Raw genomic sequence first — 18,061 nt, forward strand, 5'->3', positions numbered from 1 at the left:
GAACAATGGCGCATTCATAATTCCCGTTTTGGGAATGAAAAGCGCTGCCGCATGCGCGTGCCACGAGGGTTCTCCATGCTCAACCGACTCGACATCCTGAAGATCTTTTCCGCGGCCGCCGCGGCGCCCACGTTCCGCGAGGCGGCGGCGCGCCTCGGCGTGTCGCCGCAAGTCGTGACGCGCGCGGTGCGCGAACTGGAGGAGATGCTCGGCGAAACGCTGTTTCACCGGACGACGCGGAGCATCCGGATCACCGCGTTCGGGCAGGCGTTCGCCCGTGACGCGCAGACGGCGCTGGCTGCCGTCGACGGGCTGTTCGGCCCCGCGACTGGCCAAGCCGACGAGCCGGTGGGCGTCGTGCGGATCACGGCGCCGTCGGGCATGGGGCGTCGTTACGTGCAGCCGATCCTGAGCGATCTCATGCAGCGGTATCCGGGGCTCGTGCCCGACTTGCGGCTGTCGGACGTGCTTTCGCCGGTGGTCGACGAGCAGATCGACATCGGCGTGCGCGTCGGGGCGATCGGCGACAACCGCTTCGTCGCGCGCATGGTCGGGCCGTTGCCGATGTGGATCGTCGGCGCGCCGTCGCTGATCAGGCGGCTGGGTGAGCCCAGGAACCGCAAGGAACTCGAATCGATGCCGGTCACGTGCCTGATCGATCGCGCGAGCGGCCGCGCGTGGCCGTGGATGTTTCGGGGGGAGCACCAGTTCGTCCCGTCGTCGCCGGCGTATCTGACCGACGATACCGAGGTGGAGATCGAGGCCATCTGTGCGGGGGTGGGGCTGGGGCAGTGCTCGGAATACCTCGTCCGGCCGTACGTCGACAACGGGCGCCTCGTGCGGCTGCTGCCCGGCCTCGAACCCGAGCCGTGGAAGCTGCACGTCTATCGGCCGCGGCGCGGGCCGATGCCCCGGCGCATCCGGGTCGTGTACGACGAACTGGTGGCGAAGCTCGCGGACGCGACATGGCGAGGGTAGGCAGTGCGGCCGGGCTACGGATCGCGTTGGCGTGAAGCGGTGTCAACCACCACTCGACGACGTCGGCGCACCGGCGAAACGGTGACGTGCGAGTAACGTGCATCGCGCGCGGCCATCCGGCCCGGCGTGGTCGCGCCATTCGCCGTTCACCGCCATGCATGCGGCAAGCCGACATATTGCGGCATCATCATGGAGCCGACGCACCGGCACCCGGTGCCCGATATTCGACAGGAGACTGTGCATGCCGATACCCCGGATTGAAACCCGCGACGCGATGGGCGACCCCGATGTGGTCTATCTCAACCCGGATCACGTGCTGTGGATGTCGCAGCCGACCGCTGCGCAGCGGCGCCCGGGCGGCACGGCCATTCGCGTGGACGACCGCGTGAAGGGCGGTTCGTTGCTGATGGCCGACAATCCGCCCGCCGCTCAACTGCTGCAGGATCTCGGGCCGTTCGTGACGGTGACGCTGGCGAACCCGTCGTCCGACTATCCGGACGGTCTCGTGCATGTGCGTGCGCAGGCGATCGTCAAGATCGCGACGGACGACCACGACAAGCCGCTCGCCGAGCGCACGCTCGGCTGGGTGCACGTCAAGGATGGCTCCGCGTTCAAGGTCCGGGATTACGCCGGCGTGGCCGCGCAATGGCAGGCGTCGGTGGGGGCTGCCAGCCGCTGAGCGGAGCTTCACGTTGGCGCTATGACGCAGCGGCTCGGTGTGCCGCAGTGGGCCGGCCGTCATTCCCCCAGGAGTTTTGCCAGCCCGTTTCTTCGTTCCAAATTACAGCCCAGTTTCACAATGATCGTTTCACTCACTGGTGGTAAGCCTGTAGATGAGCGACCAGTCGAGATTGAGGAGCGCGTCGCGATGCTCAATCTCGACGCGTCAAGCGGGTACGAAGGCGATGAAAATCAGCCGCGGAGAATAAAGTCAATTATTTTGCAAATAATTTTGACATCACTCCCCACCCCAAAACCACCGTCATAAGAAGGGCGATAAATCCATTTAATTTAACCATCTTAAAAATCGTTTCATCTTTTACTTTCGCTATATTTATTCCGAAAACGATTCTAAGATATGCGTCCCACATTTTGCTGGTGCGAACAAAATTCACCACTTGCTCAGTCAATATCAGCATTAAATATGCCATAACAGCAACAAGGGCAAAGGAGGAAAAAAGAAGTGGATAATTTGTCATGCCCTACCAACCAAAAGAAGATTGATATACCGGAATGCTATATCCCGGCGAGCCACCCGGGGCAGAAAATCCGAATCCGACTCTTCCCTCGAGATCTCCGGGCGTGCCTGGTGAAGATAGTGCTGGCCCGGACCCATACTAGCAGTGGCGTTAAACCCGCCTGTATGAAGAGCCGACGCAAAAGACTGACGGGCGGACGTGCCGCCCATCGGTAGAAAAAGGGGGCTATATACGTCGATACGCAATGCGTCGATCCGCCAGGTAACATGGCGCATCGCGACGCACCCAAGCTCGTTCGGGCCTTCGCCGCGACACCCCCGTCGAAGCGCTCGATGCAGGTGTTCTCCACCGGCTTGCCGAGGAACCGTCCGTCATGAACCTTTCCGCGTCCGATATCACACCGGAGGAACTCCGGCTGTTCGGCGACACCGTCGCCCGCCTGGAAGAACTGGGGCCGGTCGTCGACGTGAGGACGGTCGTGCTGCCCGCGATCACGCAGCTGCTCCGCGCTGATTTCGCCGCGTCGTTCGATTGCGACGAACACACCGGCCTGTGGCGCAACGGCTTCTCGTACAACCTCGATCCGTTGCAGATCGCCCGGTACGAAGCGTGGTTCCAGCATATCGATCCGGTCACGCCGCCACTGCGCGCGCGCCGCGTGGCGACCTGCGTCGACGAGGTGGTGAGCCGGCGCGAGCTGGAGAAGACCGAGTTCTACACCGATTTCCTGTGTCGCGACGGCATGCACCACGGCATCAACGTCTATGCGTTCGACGGCGCGACCCACGTCGGCGACCTGCGCATCTGGCGGGCGCAAGGGCGGCCCGATTTCACCGAACGCGACAAGCTGCTGCTGAACGGCATCGAGCCGTTTTTCCGGCGCGCGCTGCTGCGGCGGCGCCATGCGTGCGCGGGGCTGACCGAGCGCGAGAGCGACGTCGCGCGGCTGGTTGCCGCCGGTTATACCGACAAGGACGTCGCGCGCACGCTCGGCATCGGGGTGCCGACGGTCCGCACGCACCTGCGGCGCGTGATGGCGAAGAAGGGCGTCGCCAACCGCGCGAGCCTGGCGGCAACGCTGGCGTAACGGCGGGTTGCATGGCCGTCGGCCGGGGTCATCCATTGTGATGATGGGCGTCAAAATCGGCGCGCCCTACCTTGTGACGATCCCCCGTGACGAGGAACGACGACGATGCCCACCCTGGGAACCCTGACGCTCACCGAAGCCCGGCACGCGATCCTGCGCCGTGAGTTTTCCTGCGTCGAATACGCGTACGCCATGATCGAGCGGCACGCACGCTGGCGCTACCTGAACGGCTTTACGTGCGTCGACGATGCGCGGCTGCTCGCCGAAGCGGCCCGCTGCGATCGCGACCTCGCGACGTCGTCCACCCCGCACGCGCTGCTGGGCCTGCCGATCGCGATCAAGGACAACATCGACACCGCGTGCCTGCCGACCGGCAACGGCACGCTGGCGCTGCACAACCGCGTGCCGCCGCAGCATGCGCCGGTCGTCGCGCGGCTGCTCGCGCAAGGGGCGCTGATCGCGGGCAAGGCAAACCTGCACGAGCTGGCGTTCGGCGTGTCGGGCAACAACCGTGTGACGGGCGCGGTACGCAACCCGTACGATTTCAACCGGATTCCGGGCGGCAGCAGCAGCGGTTCGGGCGCGCTGGTCGGCGCGGGCGTCGTGCCCGCCGCGCTCGGGACGGACACCGGCGGCTCGGTCCGGATTCCGGCGGCGCTGTGCGGTGCCGTCGGCCTTCGCCCGACGGTGGGGCGCTACCCGTCGGGCGGCGTGGCACCGATTTCGCGCACGCGCGACACCGTCGGCCCGATCGCGCGGTCGGTCGAGGACATCGCGCTGCTCGACGCGATTCTGTCCGGCACCGGCGCACCCACGTCGCAGCCGGTCCGCAGTGCGACGCGCCCCCTGCGCCTAGCGGTCCCGCGCACGACGTTCTGGCGCGGCCTCGCTCAAGATGTCGAAAGGGTGGCGAATGTCGCGGTGGCGAAACTGGCGCAGGCGGGCTTCGAATGCGTCGATATCGACCTGAACGACTATCCTGGGTTCTTCGACGACGAGCCGGCCGTCATTGCCCTGTACGAATTCCGGTCATCGATGCACGCGTATCTGGTCGAGAACGGCTACGACCTGTCGGTCGACGACATCGTCGCGAACGTGGGGAGCCCGGACGTCGCGAAGATCGCCCGCCATATCACCGGCCCCGACGGGATCGGCGAAGCGGCATACCGCACCGCGCTCGACCGGCGTACGCGGTCGCGTGCCGCGTATCGGCAGTGCCTCGCCGACAGCGGCGCCGACGCGCTGGTGTTTCCGACCACGATCGCCACCGCGTGCCCGATCCCGGCGGGCGACGTGATGATGCTCAACGGCGAGCCTGCGTCGGTGTTCGCGACTTACATCCGGAATACCGAGCCGGGCAGCAATGCCGGCGTACCGGGCATGACCGTCCCGGCCGGCCTGACGGCGGCCAGGCTGCCGGTCGGCCTCGCACTGGATGGGGCGGCCGGCACCGATCGCGAACTCATCGCGGTCGCGCTGGAGGTCGAGCGGGTGCTCGGGCGGTTGCCGGCGCCGAATGATGGATTCGGGGTGGAGGGCAGGTTGGGTGGGTACGCGGGTGTCGATGGGGAGTCGTGATGCGGTGCCGCCGCGCCCCGGGGGCGGTGCGGCGGTTGAATTGCCGGAGCCGGTGACGCTCGCCACGAAGCCGGCCGGCATACGCATGAGGTGACCTGCGGTGACGCCGGGCCCTTCGCGCACCCAACCCGATGCGCAAGCATCGCTGACGTGAATCCCGCTGGCGCCGCAGCGTCTTGACCCGACAACCGCTCGAACCAACGCACGCGAAGCCGGCCGCCAACAGCGCATATCGAGAAACCTGCCCCCGAGCCCCCCGAGCGAGGCATCAGGAAAACCCTGACAGCGGCCCATCGAGGCCGCTTTTTTGCGTCGCCGCGCGCATGGCGGCCGATGCCTTTCGCGTATCCGGCCGTCCGCATCCCGGTTGACCGCTCCTCTCGATCCAGCGCGGCTCCCCGGCCATATTGCCTGTCATTGAGGGTATGGTGACAAGCTAAATCAACCGAATATCCGCGAATTTCAATACCTGCGAGGTATTGAAATGACCGCCTAAAAGTATTGGACGCTCGATCTGGCCGAGACGTATAAATCGCCTCAAGAACTTCACCCCCACGGCGTGCCCCATGTCCTCCGTCACCATCGAACGCATCGAAACCCGTCTCGTCGACCTGCCGACGATCCGCCCGCACAAGCTGTCGGTGGCCACGATGCATGGCCAGACGCTGATGCTCGTGAAGGTGTGCTGCAGCGACGGCGTCACGGGTCTCGGCGAAGGCACGACGATCGCCGGCATGGCGTACGGCCCGGAAAGCCCCGAAGCGATGAAGCTGGCGATCGACACGTATCTCGCGCCGGCGATCATCGGCAAGGACGCGACGCGCATCCAGACGCTGATGGCGTTCCTCGGCAAGCTCGCGAAGGTCAACCACTTCGCGAAGAGCGCACTCGAAACCGCGCTGCTCGACGCGCACGGCAAGCGGCTCGGCGTGCCGGTGAGCGAGCTGCTCGGCGGCCGCCGCCGCGATCGCCTGCCGGTCGCCTGGACGCTCGCATCGGGCGACACGGCCACCGACATCGCCGAAGCCGAGCGGATGCTCGACCAGCGCCGCCACAACGTGTTCAAGCTGAAGATCGGCGCGAAGTCGCCGGAGACGGATATCCGCCACGTGGCCGAGATCAAGCGGGCCGTCGGCGATCGCGCGGCGGTGCGTGTCGACGTGAACATGGCGTGGAGCGAAACGCAGGCCGCGCGCGCGATTCCGGCGCTGGCCGATGCCGGTTGCGAACTGGTCGAGCAGCCGGTGGCTTCGGCCGCGGCGCTGGCGCGCCTGATGCGGCGCTTCCCGGTCGCGCTGATGGCCGATGAAATCCTGCAGGGCCCCGACAGCGCATTCGAGATCGCGAAGCACCACGGCGCCGACGTGTTCGCGATCAAGATCGAGCAAAGCGGCGGCTTGTTCGCCGCGCAGCGCGTCGCCGCGATCGCGGATGCGGCCGGCATCGAGCTGTACGGCGGCACGATGCTCGAAGGCGCGTTCAGCACGGTGGCGTCCGCGCACCTGTTCGCGAGTGTCGCGAACCTGCAGTGGGGCACCGAACTGTTCGGGCCGCTGCTGATCACCGAAGAGATCCTGACGCAGCCGCTCGATTACAGCGACTTCGAACTGACCGTGCCGGACGGCCCGGGCCTCGGCATCGAACTCGACGAGGACAAGGTCAGGCGTTTCACCCGCGACGGGCTGACGAAAGTCGCGCGATAGATAACCCGAGCCAGGCAAAGGCCGTCATTCCCCCCAATACACGTGGAGACACCATCATGAGCGTCAAAGTTTTCGAGTCCCGGGAAGTGCAGGATCTGCTGAAGGCCGCGTCGAACGCGGGCGCGAACGGCACGTCGGGCGGCAACGCGCGCACGCAGCAGGTCGTGCTGCGGCTGCTCGGCGACCTGTTCAAGGCGATCGACGATCTCGACATCACGCCCGACGAGGTGTGGGCCGGCGTCAACTACCTGAACAAGCTCGGCCAGGACGGCGAAGCGGCGCTGCTCGCGGCGGGCCTCGGCCTCGAGAAGTATCTCGACATCCGGATGGATGCCGCGGACAAGGCGGCCGGCCTCGACGGCGGCACGCCGCGCACGATCGAAGGGCCGCTCTATGTGGCCGGCGCACCGGTGCGCGACGGCGTGTCGAAGATCGACCTCGACGAAGACGACGGCGCGGGCCCGCTCGTGATCCACGGCACGGTCACCGGCCTCGACGGCAAGCCGGTCGCGGGCGCGCTGGTCGAATGCTGGCACGCGAACTCGCACGGCTTCTATTCGCACTTCGACCCGACCGGCAAGCAGAGCGATTTCAACCTGCGCGGCGCGGTGAAGACGGGCGCCGACGGCAAGTACGAATTCCGCACGCTGATGCCGGTCGGCTACGGCTGCCCGCCGCAGGGCGCGACGCAGCAGCTGCTGAACGGCCTCGGCCGCCACGGCAACCGCCCGGCGCACGTGCACTTCTTCGTCGACAGCCCCGACCACCGCAAGCTGACGACGCAGTTCAACATCGACGGCGATCCGCTGATCTGGGATGACTTCGCGTATGCGACGCGCGAGGAGCTGATCCCGCCCGTGGTCGCGAAGACCGGCGGCACGGCGCTCGGCATGAAGGCCGATGCGTACCAGGACATCGAGTTCAACTTCGTGCTGACGCCGCGGGTGCAGGGCAAGGACAACCAGATCGTCCACCGCCCGCGCGCAGCCGCGACGGCGTAACCACCCGCCGGCACGGCGCGAATACGCCGCCGCCGGCCGGGTTCCCGCGAGATTCAACCGATTACCGATGCGAGCGTGCTTGCAGGACGCGGCACGCGCATGGGAGGAGCCAACATGTCCGCCACGATCGACCAAGCCACCGACCTGGATCACCTGCTCGCCACCGCCGTGCAGGACGACAAGGAAGCCGGCGTATTCCGCTGCCGCCGCGACATCTTCACGAACGCCGAGCTGTACGAGCTCGAGATGAAGCACATCTTCGAAGGCAACTGGGTGTATCTGGCGCACGAAAGCCAGATCCCGGCCAACAACGACTACTACACGACGTGGATCGGCCGCCAGCCGATCGTGATCACGCGCGACAAGACCGGCGAGCTGCACGCAGTGATCAACGCCTGTGCCCACAAGGGCGCGATGCTGTGCCGCCGCAAGCACGGCAACAAGGGCAGCTTCACGTGTCCGTTCCACGGCTGGACCTTCTCGAACACCGGCAAGCTGCTGAAGGTGAAGGACGAGAAGACGACCGAGTATCCGGTGCAGTTCAACACGCACGGCTCGCACGACCTGAAGAAGGTTGCACGCTTCGCGAACTATCGCGGCTTCCTGTTCGGCAGCCTCAGCGCCGACGTGCTGCCGCTCGAGGACTACCTCGGCGAAGCGCGCGTGATCATCGACCAGATCGTCGACCAGGCGCCGAACGGGCTCGAGGTGCTGCGCGGCAACTCGTCCTACATCTACGAAGGCAACTGGAAGATGCAGATGGAGAATGGTTGCGACGGCTACCACGTCAGCACCGTGCACTGGAACTACGCTGCGACGATGGGCCGCCGCAAGGAAGACGGCACCAAGGCCGTCGACGCGAACAGCTGGAGCAAGTCGGTCGCGGGCGTGTACGGCTTCGACAACGGCCACATCCTGCTGTGGACGCAGACGATGAACCCGGAAGTGCGGCCGGTGTACCAGCACCGTGACGAGATCAAGGCGCGCGTCGGCGACGTGCAGGCGGACTTCATCGTCAACCAGACCCGCAACCTGTGCGTGTACCCGAACGTGTTCCTGATGGACCAGTTCAGCACACAGATCCGCGTGGTGCGGCCGCTCGGCGTCGACAAGACCGAAGTCACGATCTTCTGCTTCGCGCCGAAGGGCGAGAGCGAGGCCGACCGCACGATCCGGATCCGCCAGTACGAGGATTTCTTCAACGTGACGGGCATGGGCACCGCCGACGATCTCGAGGAATTCCGCGCATGCCAGGCCGGTTACGCGGGCATCACGGCGATGTGGAACGACCTGTCGCGTGGTGCGCCGTTGTGGATCGACGGGCCCGACGAGAACGCGAGGAAGATGGGGCTGAACCCGCGCATTTCCGGCGAGCGCAGCGAGGACGAAGGGCTGTTCGTGTGCCAGCACGAACACTGGGTGCACGTGATGCGCGATGCGCTGAAGAAGGAACGTGGGGAGGTGGCAGCATGAGCTTCGATTACCGGATCATTTGCGCGGCGCTGTATCGCGAAGCGCGCCTGCTCGACGATCGTCAGTGGGACGCGTGGCTGACCTGCTACACGGAGGACGTCACGTACTGGATGCCCGCATGGGACGACGACGATCGGCCGACCGACGATCATCAGAGCCAGATCTCGCTGATGTACTACCCGGACCGCGGCGGCCTCGAGGATCGCGTGTTCCGGATCAAGACCGAGCGCAGCGGCGCGTCGACGCCCGAGCCGCGCACCAGCCACAACGTGACGAACGTCGAGGTGCTGGCCGAACGCGACGACGAGGTGGACGTGCGCTACAACTTTCACACGCTGAACCACCGCTACCGCGTGACCGATCACTTCTTCGGCACGATGTTCGTCACGTTGCGCCAGGTGGGCGATGAGCTGCTGATCTCGTACAAGAAGATCGTGCTGAAGAACGACTACATCCGGCAGGTGCTCGACGTCTATCACGTCTGACGCCCGTTGTTTCGTCATCAAAGACAAGGAAGTGGAGGCGACGCCATGTCCAGCTACAAGATTGCACTGAATTTCGAGGACGGGGTAACCCGCTTCATCGACTGCAAGGCCGGCGAGAAGGTGCTCGACGCGGCCTTCCGCGCGAAGATCAACCTGCCGATGGATTGCTCCGACGGCGTGTGCGGCACCTGCAAGTGCCGCGCCGAAAGCGGCAGCTACGACCTCGGCGACGATTACATCGACGACGCGCTCACCGAAGACGAAAAGGACGGCGGCCTCGTGCTGACCTGCCAGATGGTGCCGCAAAGCGATTGCGTGATCGCGGTGCCGACGTCGTCGGTCGCGTGCAAGACCGGCCAGAGCAGCTTCGCCGCTACGGTGACGAAGGTCGAGCAGCACAACGACGCGGCCGTCGTGCTCGAACTGGACGTCGGCGCGGCCGCGCCCGTTTTCCTGCCGGGCCAGTACGTGAACATCGACGTGCCCGCGAGCGGGCAGCACCGGTCCTACTCGTTCTCGTCGGCGCCGGCCGATGCGAAGGTCAGCTTCCTGATCAAGAAGATCCCCGGCGGCGTGATGAGCACGTGGCTCGAATCGGCGCAGCCCGGCGACACGCTGGAACTGCACGGGCCGCTCGGCAGCTTCTACCTGCGCGACGTGCAGCGGCCGCTGCTGTTCCTCGCGGGCGGCACGGGGCTGGCGCCGTTCCTGTCGATGCTCGAGGTGCTCGCGCGCGCCGGGTCGCAGCAGAAGATGCACCTGATCTACGGCGTGACGCGCGAGCTCGACCTCGTGCTGGTCGACGCGATCGAAGCCTACGCGGCGAAACTGCCGAACTTCAGCTTCGCGACGGTCGTCGCGGACGCCGCGTCGAGCCATCCGCGCAAGGGCTGGGTCACGCAGCACATCCCGGCCGAGGCGCTGAACGACGGCGACGTCGACGTGTATCTGTGCGGGCCGCCGCCGATGGTCGACGCGGTGCGCCAGTATTTCGACGACGAAGGCGTGAAGCCGAACAGCTTCCACTACGAGAAGTTCACCCCCAACGTCACGGCAAAGGCGGCGTGATCATGCAACGATTCTCTGGCAAGGTCATCGTCGTCACGGGCGCCGCGCAGGGCATCGGCCGTGGCGTCGCGCTGCGCGCGGCGGCCGAAGGCGGCAGGGTGCTGTTCGTCGATCGCGCGGATTTCGTCGCCGACGTCGCGGCCGAAGCGACCGGTGGCGAGACGGCCGGCTTCGTCGCCGATCTCGAAACCTACGACGGTGCGCATGCGGCGATCGCGTACGCCGCGCAGACGTTCGGCGGCGTCGACATCCTGATCAACGGCGTCGGCGGCGCGATTCGCATGCGCCCGTTCGCCGAATTCGAGCCCGCGCAGATCGATGCGGAAATCCGCCGTTCGCTGATGCCGACGCTCTATACGTGCCACGCGGTGCTGCCGCACCTGCTCGCGCGCGGCGGCGGCACGATCGTCAACATCTCGTCGAACGCGACGCGCGGCATCCGCCGCGTGCCGTACTCGGCGGCGAAGGGCGGCGTCAATGCGCTGACGGCAGCGCTCGCGATGGAATACGCGGAGCACAACATCCGGGTCGTGGCGACCGCGCCGGGCGGCACCAGCGCGCCGCCGCGCCGCGTGCCGCGCAATGCGGCCGGTGACAGCGAGCAGGAACAGGCATGGATGGGCGAGGCGGTGCGCCAGGTCACCGAGTCGACGTTCTTCAAGCGCTACGGCAGCCTCGACGAGCAGATCGCGCCGATCCTGTTCCTCGCGTCCGACGAGGCGAGCTACATCACCGGCACGGTGCTGCCGGTCGCGGGCGGCGATACGGGTTGAGCGATGTGTCGTGGCGCCACCTGCACGTGTTCAACCTGTGTTCATCGACAACCCACCGGTCGGCGCCAAGACGCCGGCCACGGAGACCCTCATGCGTGATCGCAAAGCCATCGTTCCGGCGGGAATGGAAGCGGTGTACGAGAAAATCGGCTATGCACCGGGCCTGAAGGTCGGCGATACGCTGTACGTATCCGGCCAGATCGGCCGCGATGCGGCGATGCAGCTCGTCGAAGGCCGTGAAGCGCAGATCGTGCAGGCGTTCGAGAATCTGAAGCTTGTGCTGGAGGCGGCGGGCGCATCGTTCAACGACGTGGTCGACCTGACGACCTTCCATACCGACATGCGCGACCTGCCGTTGTTCATGCAGGTGCGCGACCGCTACCTCGCGGCGCACCCGAAGCCGGCGTGGACGGCGGTCGGTGCGCACATGCTGGGCGGCGCGCCCGGCTATATCGTCGAGATCAAGGCGGTGGCCGTGTTGCCGGTGTGATGGGCGCAGATGAGGAGCGGGCGCGTGGTGCCTTGGTCCGCGCCTCGAATCGGCTCGTCGCGTGCTGACCGGGAGCGACAGGCTTCGCGACGCAAGACGGCATCCTGACGAAATCCTTTCTCTCGACCCGCGGCGTGAAGCGTCATGCGTCGGTCAGCGACAAGTCGCGCGAGTTCGTTTATGGTGCGAGGGAACGCCGCGTCGTTTCTTTCCTTACGCCGGGAATCCGCGATGAAATGCCTGCCACGCGCCATCCTCGCCGCCCTCACTGTCACCGTCGCGCAAGCCGTGCTCGCCCAGGCGCCGGGCACGGTGCAACTCGAAGACATGACCTGGATCGAACTGCGCGACAGCATCCGGGCCGGCAAGACCACGATCCTGATTCCGATCGGCGGGACCGAGCAAAGCGGGCCGTACGTCGCGCTCGGCAAGCACAACGCGCGGGTCAGGGTGCTGTCCGAGCGGATCGCGGAAGGGCTCGGCAACGCGATCGTCGCGCCCGTCATCGCCTATGTGCCCGAGGGTGGCTATGCGCCGCCGACGTCGCACATGCGCTTCCCGGGCACGATCACCGTGCCCGACGACGTCTTCGAAAAGACCCTCGAATCCGCGGCCAACAGCTTCCGCGTCCATGGCTTCACGAACATCGTGTTCCTCGGCGACCACGGCGGCTACCAGAACGACATCAAGCAATCCGTGGCCCGGCTGAACAAGTCCTGGGCCGGCACGGGGGCGCGCGCGTTCGTGCCGGCCGCGTACTACGGCACCAGTTCCGACGGTTATGACCAGATCCTGCGCGAGCACGGCGTGCCGGGCGCGGAGATCGGCACGCATGCGGGGCTGGCCGACACGGCGCTGCTGCTGGCGGTCGAGCCGCGCATGGTCAGGGTCGACCAGCTGCGCAACGCCGCGAAGCCGGGCGCGGTCGACGGCGTCTACGGCGGCGATCCGCGTCACGCGAGTGTCGAACTCGGCCGGCTGGGCACCGACGCCATCGTGTCGCGCACCGTCGATGCGATCAGAAAGGACATCGCCGGCCGCTGACGCAGCCGCGCCATCGCGCTACCTTTGTCGTCGTTCCCTTCAATCGAACCGGGACATCGTCATGCAACCGCGCTTTCGCCGTCATCTTCGCTTCTCCCGTCCCGCGATCGTCATCGTGGCGGCGCTGGCCGTCGGTGCCCGCGGGGCGATCGCGGCGGCTGCCGTCGCGACCGTACCCGGCATGCCGCCCGTCCTTCATCCCGACAACCTGTACAGCGAGGCGCAGGCCGGCCGCATGAGCGCGGCGGTAGCGGGCGCGTTGCCGCGCATCTATGTGCCGAACCTGAGATCGAACGACGTCTACGTGATCGACCCGGCCACGTATCAGGTCGTCGACCGGTTCGCCGTTGGCCGCAGTCCGCAGCACGTCGTGCCGGCATGGGACCTGCAGACGCTGTGGGTCGCGAACAATGCGGAAGGGCGAACCGACGGCAGCCTGACGCCGATCGATCCGAAGACGGGCAAGCCCGGCCAGCCGGTGAGCGTCGACGATCCGTACAACATGTATTTCACGCCCGACGGCCAGGACGCGATCGTGGTGGCCGAAGCGCATGCGCGTCTCGACTTCCGCGACCCGAAAACGATGGCGCTGAAATCGAGCCTCGATGTGCCGCACTGCAAGGGCATCAACCATGCCGACTTTTCGATCGACGGCCGGTATGCGCTCTTCACGTGCGAGTTCGGCGGCAAGCTGGCCAAGATCGACTTCGTGAACCGCAAGGTGGTCGGCTATCTCGAGCTCGACCGGAAAGGAATGCCGCAGGACATTCGCGTGTCGCCCGACGGCAAGGTGTTCTATGTCGCCGACATGATGGCGGACGGGGTGTACGTCATCGATGGCGACGCCTTCACGAAGCTCGGCTTCATCCCGACCGGCGTCGGGACGCACGGCCTGTACCCGAGCCGCGACGGCACGAAGCTCTATATCGCGAATCGCGGCTCCAATCGCGTCCATGGGCCGCGTCACGGCAAGGGCAGCGTCTCGGTGCTCGATTTCGCGACCCGCCAGGTGGTCGCGACCTGGCCGATTCCCGGCGGCGGCAGCCCCGACATGGGCAACGTCAGCGCGGACGGCACCACGCTGTGGCTGTCGGGCCGCTTCGATGACGTCGTCTACGCGATCGACACCGCGAGCGGCGCGGTCCGGTCGATTCCCGTCGGCATGGAGCCGCACGGCCTGACGGTGTGGCCGCAGCCGGGCCGCTATTCGCTGGGCCATACGGGAAACATGCGGTAGGGCGGCGGCCGGTCAGCGCGTACCGGCACGGCCGCTCGACACGCGGGCCGCATGGCTCGCCGATGAAACCCGCGCACGCAACCGGCGCGGCGCAAGCGGTACGCGGTTCGCGCACCTGCCCGGCCTGCCGCCGGGCGGGCGGCGTCAGACGAACGACACGCAACCGGCGCGCGTGGCCGCCGTCGCGGCGGCCACGTGGCGTCCCAACCGGAGAAAGCCGATGACCGAACGTCAGTCCCCCGAAACGACGCCTCCGCACCCGGAGCCCAGCGCGCACGATGCGCTCGAACATTTGCTCGGCAGCCTGCACCGGCATGGATTCCTGCATTTGGCGACCGAGGTCGTCAGCGCGAACGCGCGGCTGGCCGACACGTTCGTCGATGCGCTCGACAAGCCGGGCATGCAGAGCGGCATGCAGAATCTCGCGGTGCTGTTGATGGCGCTGTCGCGCATTCCGCCCGAACAGTTCGGCAAGGCCGTGTTCGCGGCCGCCGACGCGCTGCATCACGTCGGCGCGTGGCAGCCGGCGCAGCATGAGCATGTCGCACCGGGCGTGCGCGGCGTCTACCGACTGCTGCACGACGAAGCGCTGTGGGACGCGCTGACGCCGTTGCTGGAAGGGTTGAAGGTGTTCGCGCAAGGGCTGGCGCGCGCCCCGGAGACGCCCGTTACAGCGCCCGGCGAGAAGACGACGGGCACCTGAGCGCAGCGCGTCAGTCCCACGCGTGCTTGCTGAACTGATAGCCCTTGCCGCGAATCGTCTTGATTCGCTTCGGTTCCGTCAGGTCGTCACGCAGCTTGCGGCGCAGCTTCGAAATGCGGCCGTCGATCGAGCGGTCGAAGCCGTCGAACTCGATGCCGCGCAGCAGCAGCGTCAGGTCTGTTCGGCTGACCACCTCGCCGGCGCGGCAGACGAGCGCCCACAGCAGGTCGAACTCGGTCGACGTCAGGCGGGGTGCGCTGCCGTCGGGAAGACGCACCTTGCGATCGGCCCGGTCGATCGAAAACTTGCCGAACTCGAAACGATGAGGCGATGCCGGCTCGACATCGTCCGGGCGCATGCGCACCCGTCGCAGGTGGGCCTTGATCCGCGCGAGCAGGATGCGCGGCTCGATCGGCTTGTGGAGAAAGTCGTCCGCGCCGAATTCCAGGCCGAGCAACTCGTCGAACTGTTCGTCGCGAGCCGTCATCATGATGACGATGCCGTCGTACTGCGTGCGTGCGTCGCGACAAATCTCGAAGCCGTCCTTGCCCGGCAGGTTGATGTCGAGCAGCACCAGGTCGGGGTGACGTGCGACGATCGTGGCGACGGCGTCGGTGCCGTCGAACAGGCGGTCCACCTCGTACTGATGCGTGCGCAGATAGTCTGCGATCAGTGCGGACAATGGGACGTCGTCTTCGACGAGCAGGATTCGGATGGGCATCGCTAAACGAGGGGGTGAAACGGGAAAGTGGCGAGCGTTCAAGCCCAGTCCGAGCATGGGGTGGCTGAAGAGACGCGCATGATACGTCCAAACAATCCGGTGGAATGTGGCGAAATCTGCATCGCTCGACCGCCCGGTCCGCACGCGAATCACCCGGCCCAGGCAGCCAGGCAAATGGGCGAAGGGGTGGAATCGTGTCGTCGCGGAACGGGGCGACGGTTGGGCGATAAGGTCGGGCGTGGAATCCGGTTAAAGGCCGGCAAGGATCGCTGGCGCGATGTCGTTCGCACGAAAACGTTTGCGGAAAAATGGCGCGTGAAAAGCACGCCCGCCCGCGCCGCAAGCCGGTAAAGATTGCTCGACATATCATTACAAAATATTACGAAACGGGCAACGGACAGGTCCTTACAATCGTGGCGACTCGGTGGCGAGCATGACGCACGCCGGCTTCCGGCCGGCCGCCGAAGTGAATGCCAATGCGATGGCGGTGACTGACGGCGTGCCATTGCTCGCATGGTGCGTCCGTTCGGTGCGGCACTGTCGGTGCCTCGACGCGCGCGAAACAATGTCGACGTCACCCCGCCTTCCAGGCGGCAAACGTCTGACCGGCACGATGCTCTGATAGGAATGCGAAATGACGCCGCTTCAAATCATCCGGAGTCTCGATTCACTCACGAACGCGATCGAAGTCGCGGTCGCCCACGCCGACTGGAGCGAGGCCGTCCGGGCAGCGGAAACACGTTCGGCGTTCTTGACGGCGCTATCACCCGATCAACCCGACGAGGTTCACGCGGCGATCCGGAGAATGCGGGAGATCGATATCCGGATCTCGATCACCGCACGGGAAGCGCTGGAGGCACGCGTCGCGGAGAGCCGGAAGGCGTTGTACGAAACCCGGCCGCCGTCGCCCGGGGCGGATGCCATGGCCGCCCGATCCCCTTCGTGGCGCTCAGCCATTTCACGGCGGTACGCGCCGTACACGCATTGACACGGACAGGTCCTTGAACGTGCCGGTCGGGTCTCAACATTTCGGTGGCGGTATGCGATTTCGAAAACGCATCAGTTATGTCGATGCAACACGGTGGTTCGCGGATGGCGACCACGATCGGGTGGAAACCCGTGAAGGCGGGCGCGCGATCGCCACACCGGAAGGCTGGCGTTCGGTGAAGTCAGGTGACTGGATCTTGCGCGATGATTGCGGCAACTGCTGGCCGATGGACAACGGGCTCTTTACGAGCCTGTATGAACCGGTCGTGGAGTGAGCGGCGAGGGCGCGCGGGTGCCGTCCATACGGTACGCCTTCGTCACCCGTACGCCGGCAGCCTATCGGCGCGCGCGCGAAAACAGCAATGAGTCGGTATCGTTGAACCGGATCTGCATCGGCTCCCCATAACCCGCCTTTTCCGCCACGCGGATCGACGCGACGTTGGTCGGCGCGATCAGGCACACGCTGCGCTCGAACCGGTGTTGCCCGTCGAGCCATGCCAGCGCGGCCGAGAGCGCCTCGGTCGCGTAACCCTTGCCGTGCGCCCACGTCGCAAGGGCCCAGCCGGCTTCCGGCACGCCGCGAATCGACGGCTCGATGAGCCGGTGGAAATCGGCGAAGCCCAGATCGCCGACATAGCGGCCCGACGCCTTCTCGCGAATCGCCCAGTACCCATAGCCGAGCAGCGGCCACAGCCCGCGATACGCGAGCATGCGCATCCACGAGTCGCGCGGCGCGGACGGCTTGCCGCTGAAGATGTGCTCGACGACCTTCGGCTCGGCCCACATCGTGGCGAGCGCCTCGAAGTCGCCGAGCGGATGGCCTTCGAGGATGAGACGCGGCGTATCGAGAACGGGCGGGGAGGAGACAGGCGGCATCGTGGCTTCCGGAGAGGAGGGGCATGGGACGGTCAGGCCGTCAGCATGTCGATGCCGCGCTGGTTGGGTCCCATTCACGCACCGGCAGGCAGATCGGCCGGCGATGTTCCTCGGCGAGCGACGACGTGCGATTGACGGCAGGCGACGGCGGCCCGCTGCGAGCGGGCATGTCCAATTCGGCAAGACAGGGAGCCGGAATGATAGCAAAACCGTTGCACGGACGAGCTTCGGTGCGGCCGGCCGGAGGTGGTGCCGCCGCATCGACGACGTCGCACGGGAAGCGGGCGCAATTCCATCGGCTTCCCGCGCGATAACCGGACTTTCATGCGGTGCGCCGCCCTTCCGATGTGCCGCCGTCATTCGACATGATGCTCGGAGGGATCAATCCGATTCGCGGCCGCAGGCGGTCTACTTCCGGTTCTTCAGGAAGGTCCGGCCTTCGGCCGTGATCGAGGCGCCCGAGCGGCCGTGTGCGGGATGGCTGACGAAGCCCGCGCTGACGAGTTCGCTCGCGATCGACCAGCCGAGCGCCGGCGCGTCGCGCCCGTAGCGGACGTCGGCGAGGCGTTCGAGCGCCCAGATGGCGGAGGCCGACAGGTTCGGGGTGTTGGACGTGAAGTTGTCGCTCATCGCTTCCTCGTGAAAAGGGGATTCGGGG

The 18,061-nt window shown here is 66.3% G+C and carries 21 protein-coding genes; 17 read left to right on the forward strand and 4 right to left on the reverse strand.

The genetic code is table 11. From position 1 onward, the window contains the following. Positions 1-75: 75 nt before the first annotated feature. Both CFB40_RS32840 and CFB40_RS32845 read left to right on the forward strand, forming a co-directional pair. On the forward strand, positions 76-978 hold the full coding sequence (locus CFB40_RS32840) for a LysR family transcriptional regulator (protein ID WP_089433661.1): 903 nt from the start codon (positions 76-78) through the stop codon (positions 976-978). Positions 979-1,219: 241 nt separating this feature from the next. Next, on the forward strand, positions 1,220-1,657 hold the full coding sequence (locus tag CFB40_RS32845) for a hypothetical protein (protein ID WP_143329919.1): 438 nt from the start codon (positions 1,220-1,222) through the stop codon (positions 1,655-1,657). Positions 1,658-1,913: 256 nt separating this feature from the next. Here the strand turns inward: CFB40_RS32845 and CFB40_RS38370 are convergent, their stop codons facing one another. After that, positions 1,914-2,177: a hypothetical protein gene (locus CFB40_RS38370; protein ID WP_143329920.1), complete on the reverse strand. Its 264-nt coding sequence runs from the start codon at positions 2,175-2,177 to the stop codon at positions 1,914-1,916. 373 nt (positions 2,178-2,550) lie between these two features. Here CFB40_RS38370 and CFB40_RS32850 point away from each other — a divergent pair, with 373 nt between their 5' ends. The 12 genes from CFB40_RS32850 (at position 2,551) to CFB40_RS32905 (ending at position 14,819) form a co-directional block, all read left to right on the forward strand. Then, a complete protein-coding gene (locus CFB40_RS32850) occupies positions 2,551-3,264 on the forward strand; it encodes a helix-turn-helix transcriptional regulator (RefSeq protein WP_089433663.1) in 714 nt (237 codons plus the stop codon). A gap of 105 nt (positions 3,265-3,369) precedes the next feature. Further along, complete coding sequence (gene iaaH / locus CFB40_RS32855; RefSeq protein WP_089433664.1) at positions 3,370-4,842, forward strand: indoleacetamide hydrolase; 1,473 nt, start codon at positions 3,370-3,372, stop codon at positions 4,840-4,842. 566 nt (positions 4,843-5,408) lie between these two features. Continuing rightward, entirely contained in the window at positions 5,409-6,545 is a 1,137-nt protein-coding gene (locus CFB40_RS32860; protein WP_089433665.1) for a muconate/chloromuconate family cycloisomerase, read from the forward strand. A gap of 56 nt (positions 6,546-6,601) precedes the next feature. Continuing rightward, a complete protein-coding gene (gene catA / locus CFB40_RS32865) occupies positions 6,602-7,546 on the forward strand; it encodes a catechol 1,2-dioxygenase (RefSeq protein WP_089433666.1) in 945 nt (314 codons plus the stop codon). Between the two features lie 114 nt (positions 7,547-7,660). After that, positions 7,661-9,019, forward strand: a complete 1,359-nt coding sequence (locus CFB40_RS32870; RefSeq protein ID WP_089429637.1) for a Rieske 2Fe-2S domain-containing protein — start codon at positions 7,661-7,663, stop codon at positions 9,017-9,019. After that, positions 9,016-9,504 carry a benzoate 1,2-dioxygenase small subunit gene (benB, locus tag CFB40_RS32875; protein ID WP_089429638.1) on the forward strand — a complete coding sequence of 163 codons (489 nt, stop codon included), beginning with the start codon at positions 9,016-9,018 and terminating at the stop codon, positions 9,502-9,504. Before CFB40_RS32870 ends, benB begins: the two co-directional genes overlap by 4 nt. A 45-nt stretch (positions 9,505-9,549) precedes the next feature. After that, positions 9,550-10,572, forward strand: a complete 1,023-nt coding sequence (gene benC / locus CFB40_RS32880) for a benzoate 1,2-dioxygenase electron transfer component BenC (RefSeq protein ID WP_089429639.1) — start codon at positions 9,550-9,552, stop codon at positions 10,570-10,572. Positions 10,573-10,574: 2 nt separating this feature from the next. Continuing rightward, the gene (benD, locus tag CFB40_RS32885) at positions 10,575-11,345 is read left to right on the forward strand and encodes a benzoate diol dehydrogenase BenD (RefSeq protein WP_089429640.1); all 771 of its coding nucleotides are present in this window, start codon (positions 10,575-10,577) and stop codon (positions 11,343-11,345) included. A gap of 91 nt (positions 11,346-11,436) precedes the next feature. Beyond that, positions 11,437-11,835 carry a RidA family protein gene (locus CFB40_RS32890; protein ID WP_089434014.1) on the forward strand — a complete coding sequence of 133 codons (399 nt, stop codon included), beginning with the start codon at positions 11,437-11,439 and terminating at the stop codon, positions 11,833-11,835. A gap of 231 nt (positions 11,836-12,066) precedes the next feature. Further along, positions 12,067-12,879 carry a creatininase family protein gene (locus CFB40_RS32895; RefSeq protein ID WP_089433667.1) on the forward strand — a complete coding sequence of 271 codons (813 nt, stop codon included), beginning with the start codon at positions 12,067-12,069 and terminating at the stop codon, positions 12,877-12,879. A 61-nt stretch (positions 12,880-12,940) separates the two neighbouring features. Further along, positions 12,941-14,116, forward strand: a complete 1,176-nt coding sequence (locus tag CFB40_RS32900; protein ID WP_179255331.1) for a YncE family protein — start codon at positions 12,941-12,943, stop codon at positions 14,114-14,116. A 220-nt stretch (positions 14,117-14,336) separates the two neighbouring features. Next, positions 14,337-14,819: a DUF1641 domain-containing protein gene (locus CFB40_RS32905; RefSeq protein ID WP_089429642.1), complete on the forward strand. Its 483-nt coding sequence runs from the start codon at positions 14,337-14,339 to the stop codon at positions 14,817-14,819. Between the two features lie 10 nt (positions 14,820-14,829). Here the strand turns inward: CFB40_RS32905 and CFB40_RS32910 are convergent, their stop codons facing one another. Continuing rightward, a complete protein-coding gene (locus CFB40_RS32910; protein WP_089433668.1) occupies positions 14,830-15,540 on the reverse strand; it encodes a response regulator in 711 nt (236 codons plus the stop codon). 433 nt (positions 15,541-15,973) lie between these two features. Here CFB40_RS32910 and CFB40_RS32915 point away from each other — a divergent pair, with 433 nt between their 5' ends. From CFB40_RS32915 to CFB40_RS32925, 3 genes are read left to right on the forward strand one after another with little or no spacing between them, the layout of a single operon-like run. Further along, positions 15,974-16,162, forward strand: coding sequence for a hypothetical protein (locus tag CFB40_RS32915; protein ID WP_089433669.1), 189 nt, complete (start codon positions 15,974-15,976; stop codon positions 16,160-16,162). Positions 16,163-16,174: 12 nt separating this feature from the next. Continuing rightward, on the forward strand, positions 16,175-16,528 hold the full coding sequence (locus CFB40_RS32920) for a hypothetical protein (protein ID WP_089433670.1): 354 nt from the start codon (positions 16,175-16,177) through the stop codon (positions 16,526-16,528). Between the two features lie 19 nt (positions 16,529-16,547). Then, positions 16,548-16,802, forward strand: a complete 255-nt coding sequence (locus tag CFB40_RS32925; RefSeq protein ID WP_254600147.1) for a hypothetical protein — start codon at positions 16,548-16,550, stop codon at positions 16,800-16,802. A 61-nt stretch (positions 16,803-16,863) separates the two neighbouring features. Here the strand turns inward: CFB40_RS32925 and CFB40_RS32930 are convergent, their stop codons facing one another. Together CFB40_RS32930 and CFB40_RS32935 are read right to left on the reverse strand one after the other, a co-directional pair. Continuing rightward, a complete protein-coding gene (locus CFB40_RS32930) occupies positions 16,864-17,403 on the reverse strand; it encodes a GNAT family N-acetyltransferase (RefSeq protein WP_089433672.1) in 540 nt (179 codons plus the stop codon). Positions 17,404-17,811: 408 nt separating this feature from the next. Further along, the gene (locus CFB40_RS32935; protein WP_039371644.1) at positions 17,812-18,033 is read right to left on the reverse strand and encodes a hypothetical protein; all 222 of its coding nucleotides are present in this window, start codon (positions 18,031-18,033) and stop codon (positions 17,812-17,814) included. Positions 18,034-18,061: the final 28 nt, after the last annotated feature.

Origin of the sequence: Burkholderia sp. AU31652, from assembly GCF_002223155.1 — a bacterium.
Taxonomy (GTDB): domain Bacteria; phylum Pseudomonadota; class Gammaproteobacteria; order Burkholderiales; family Burkholderiaceae; genus Burkholderia.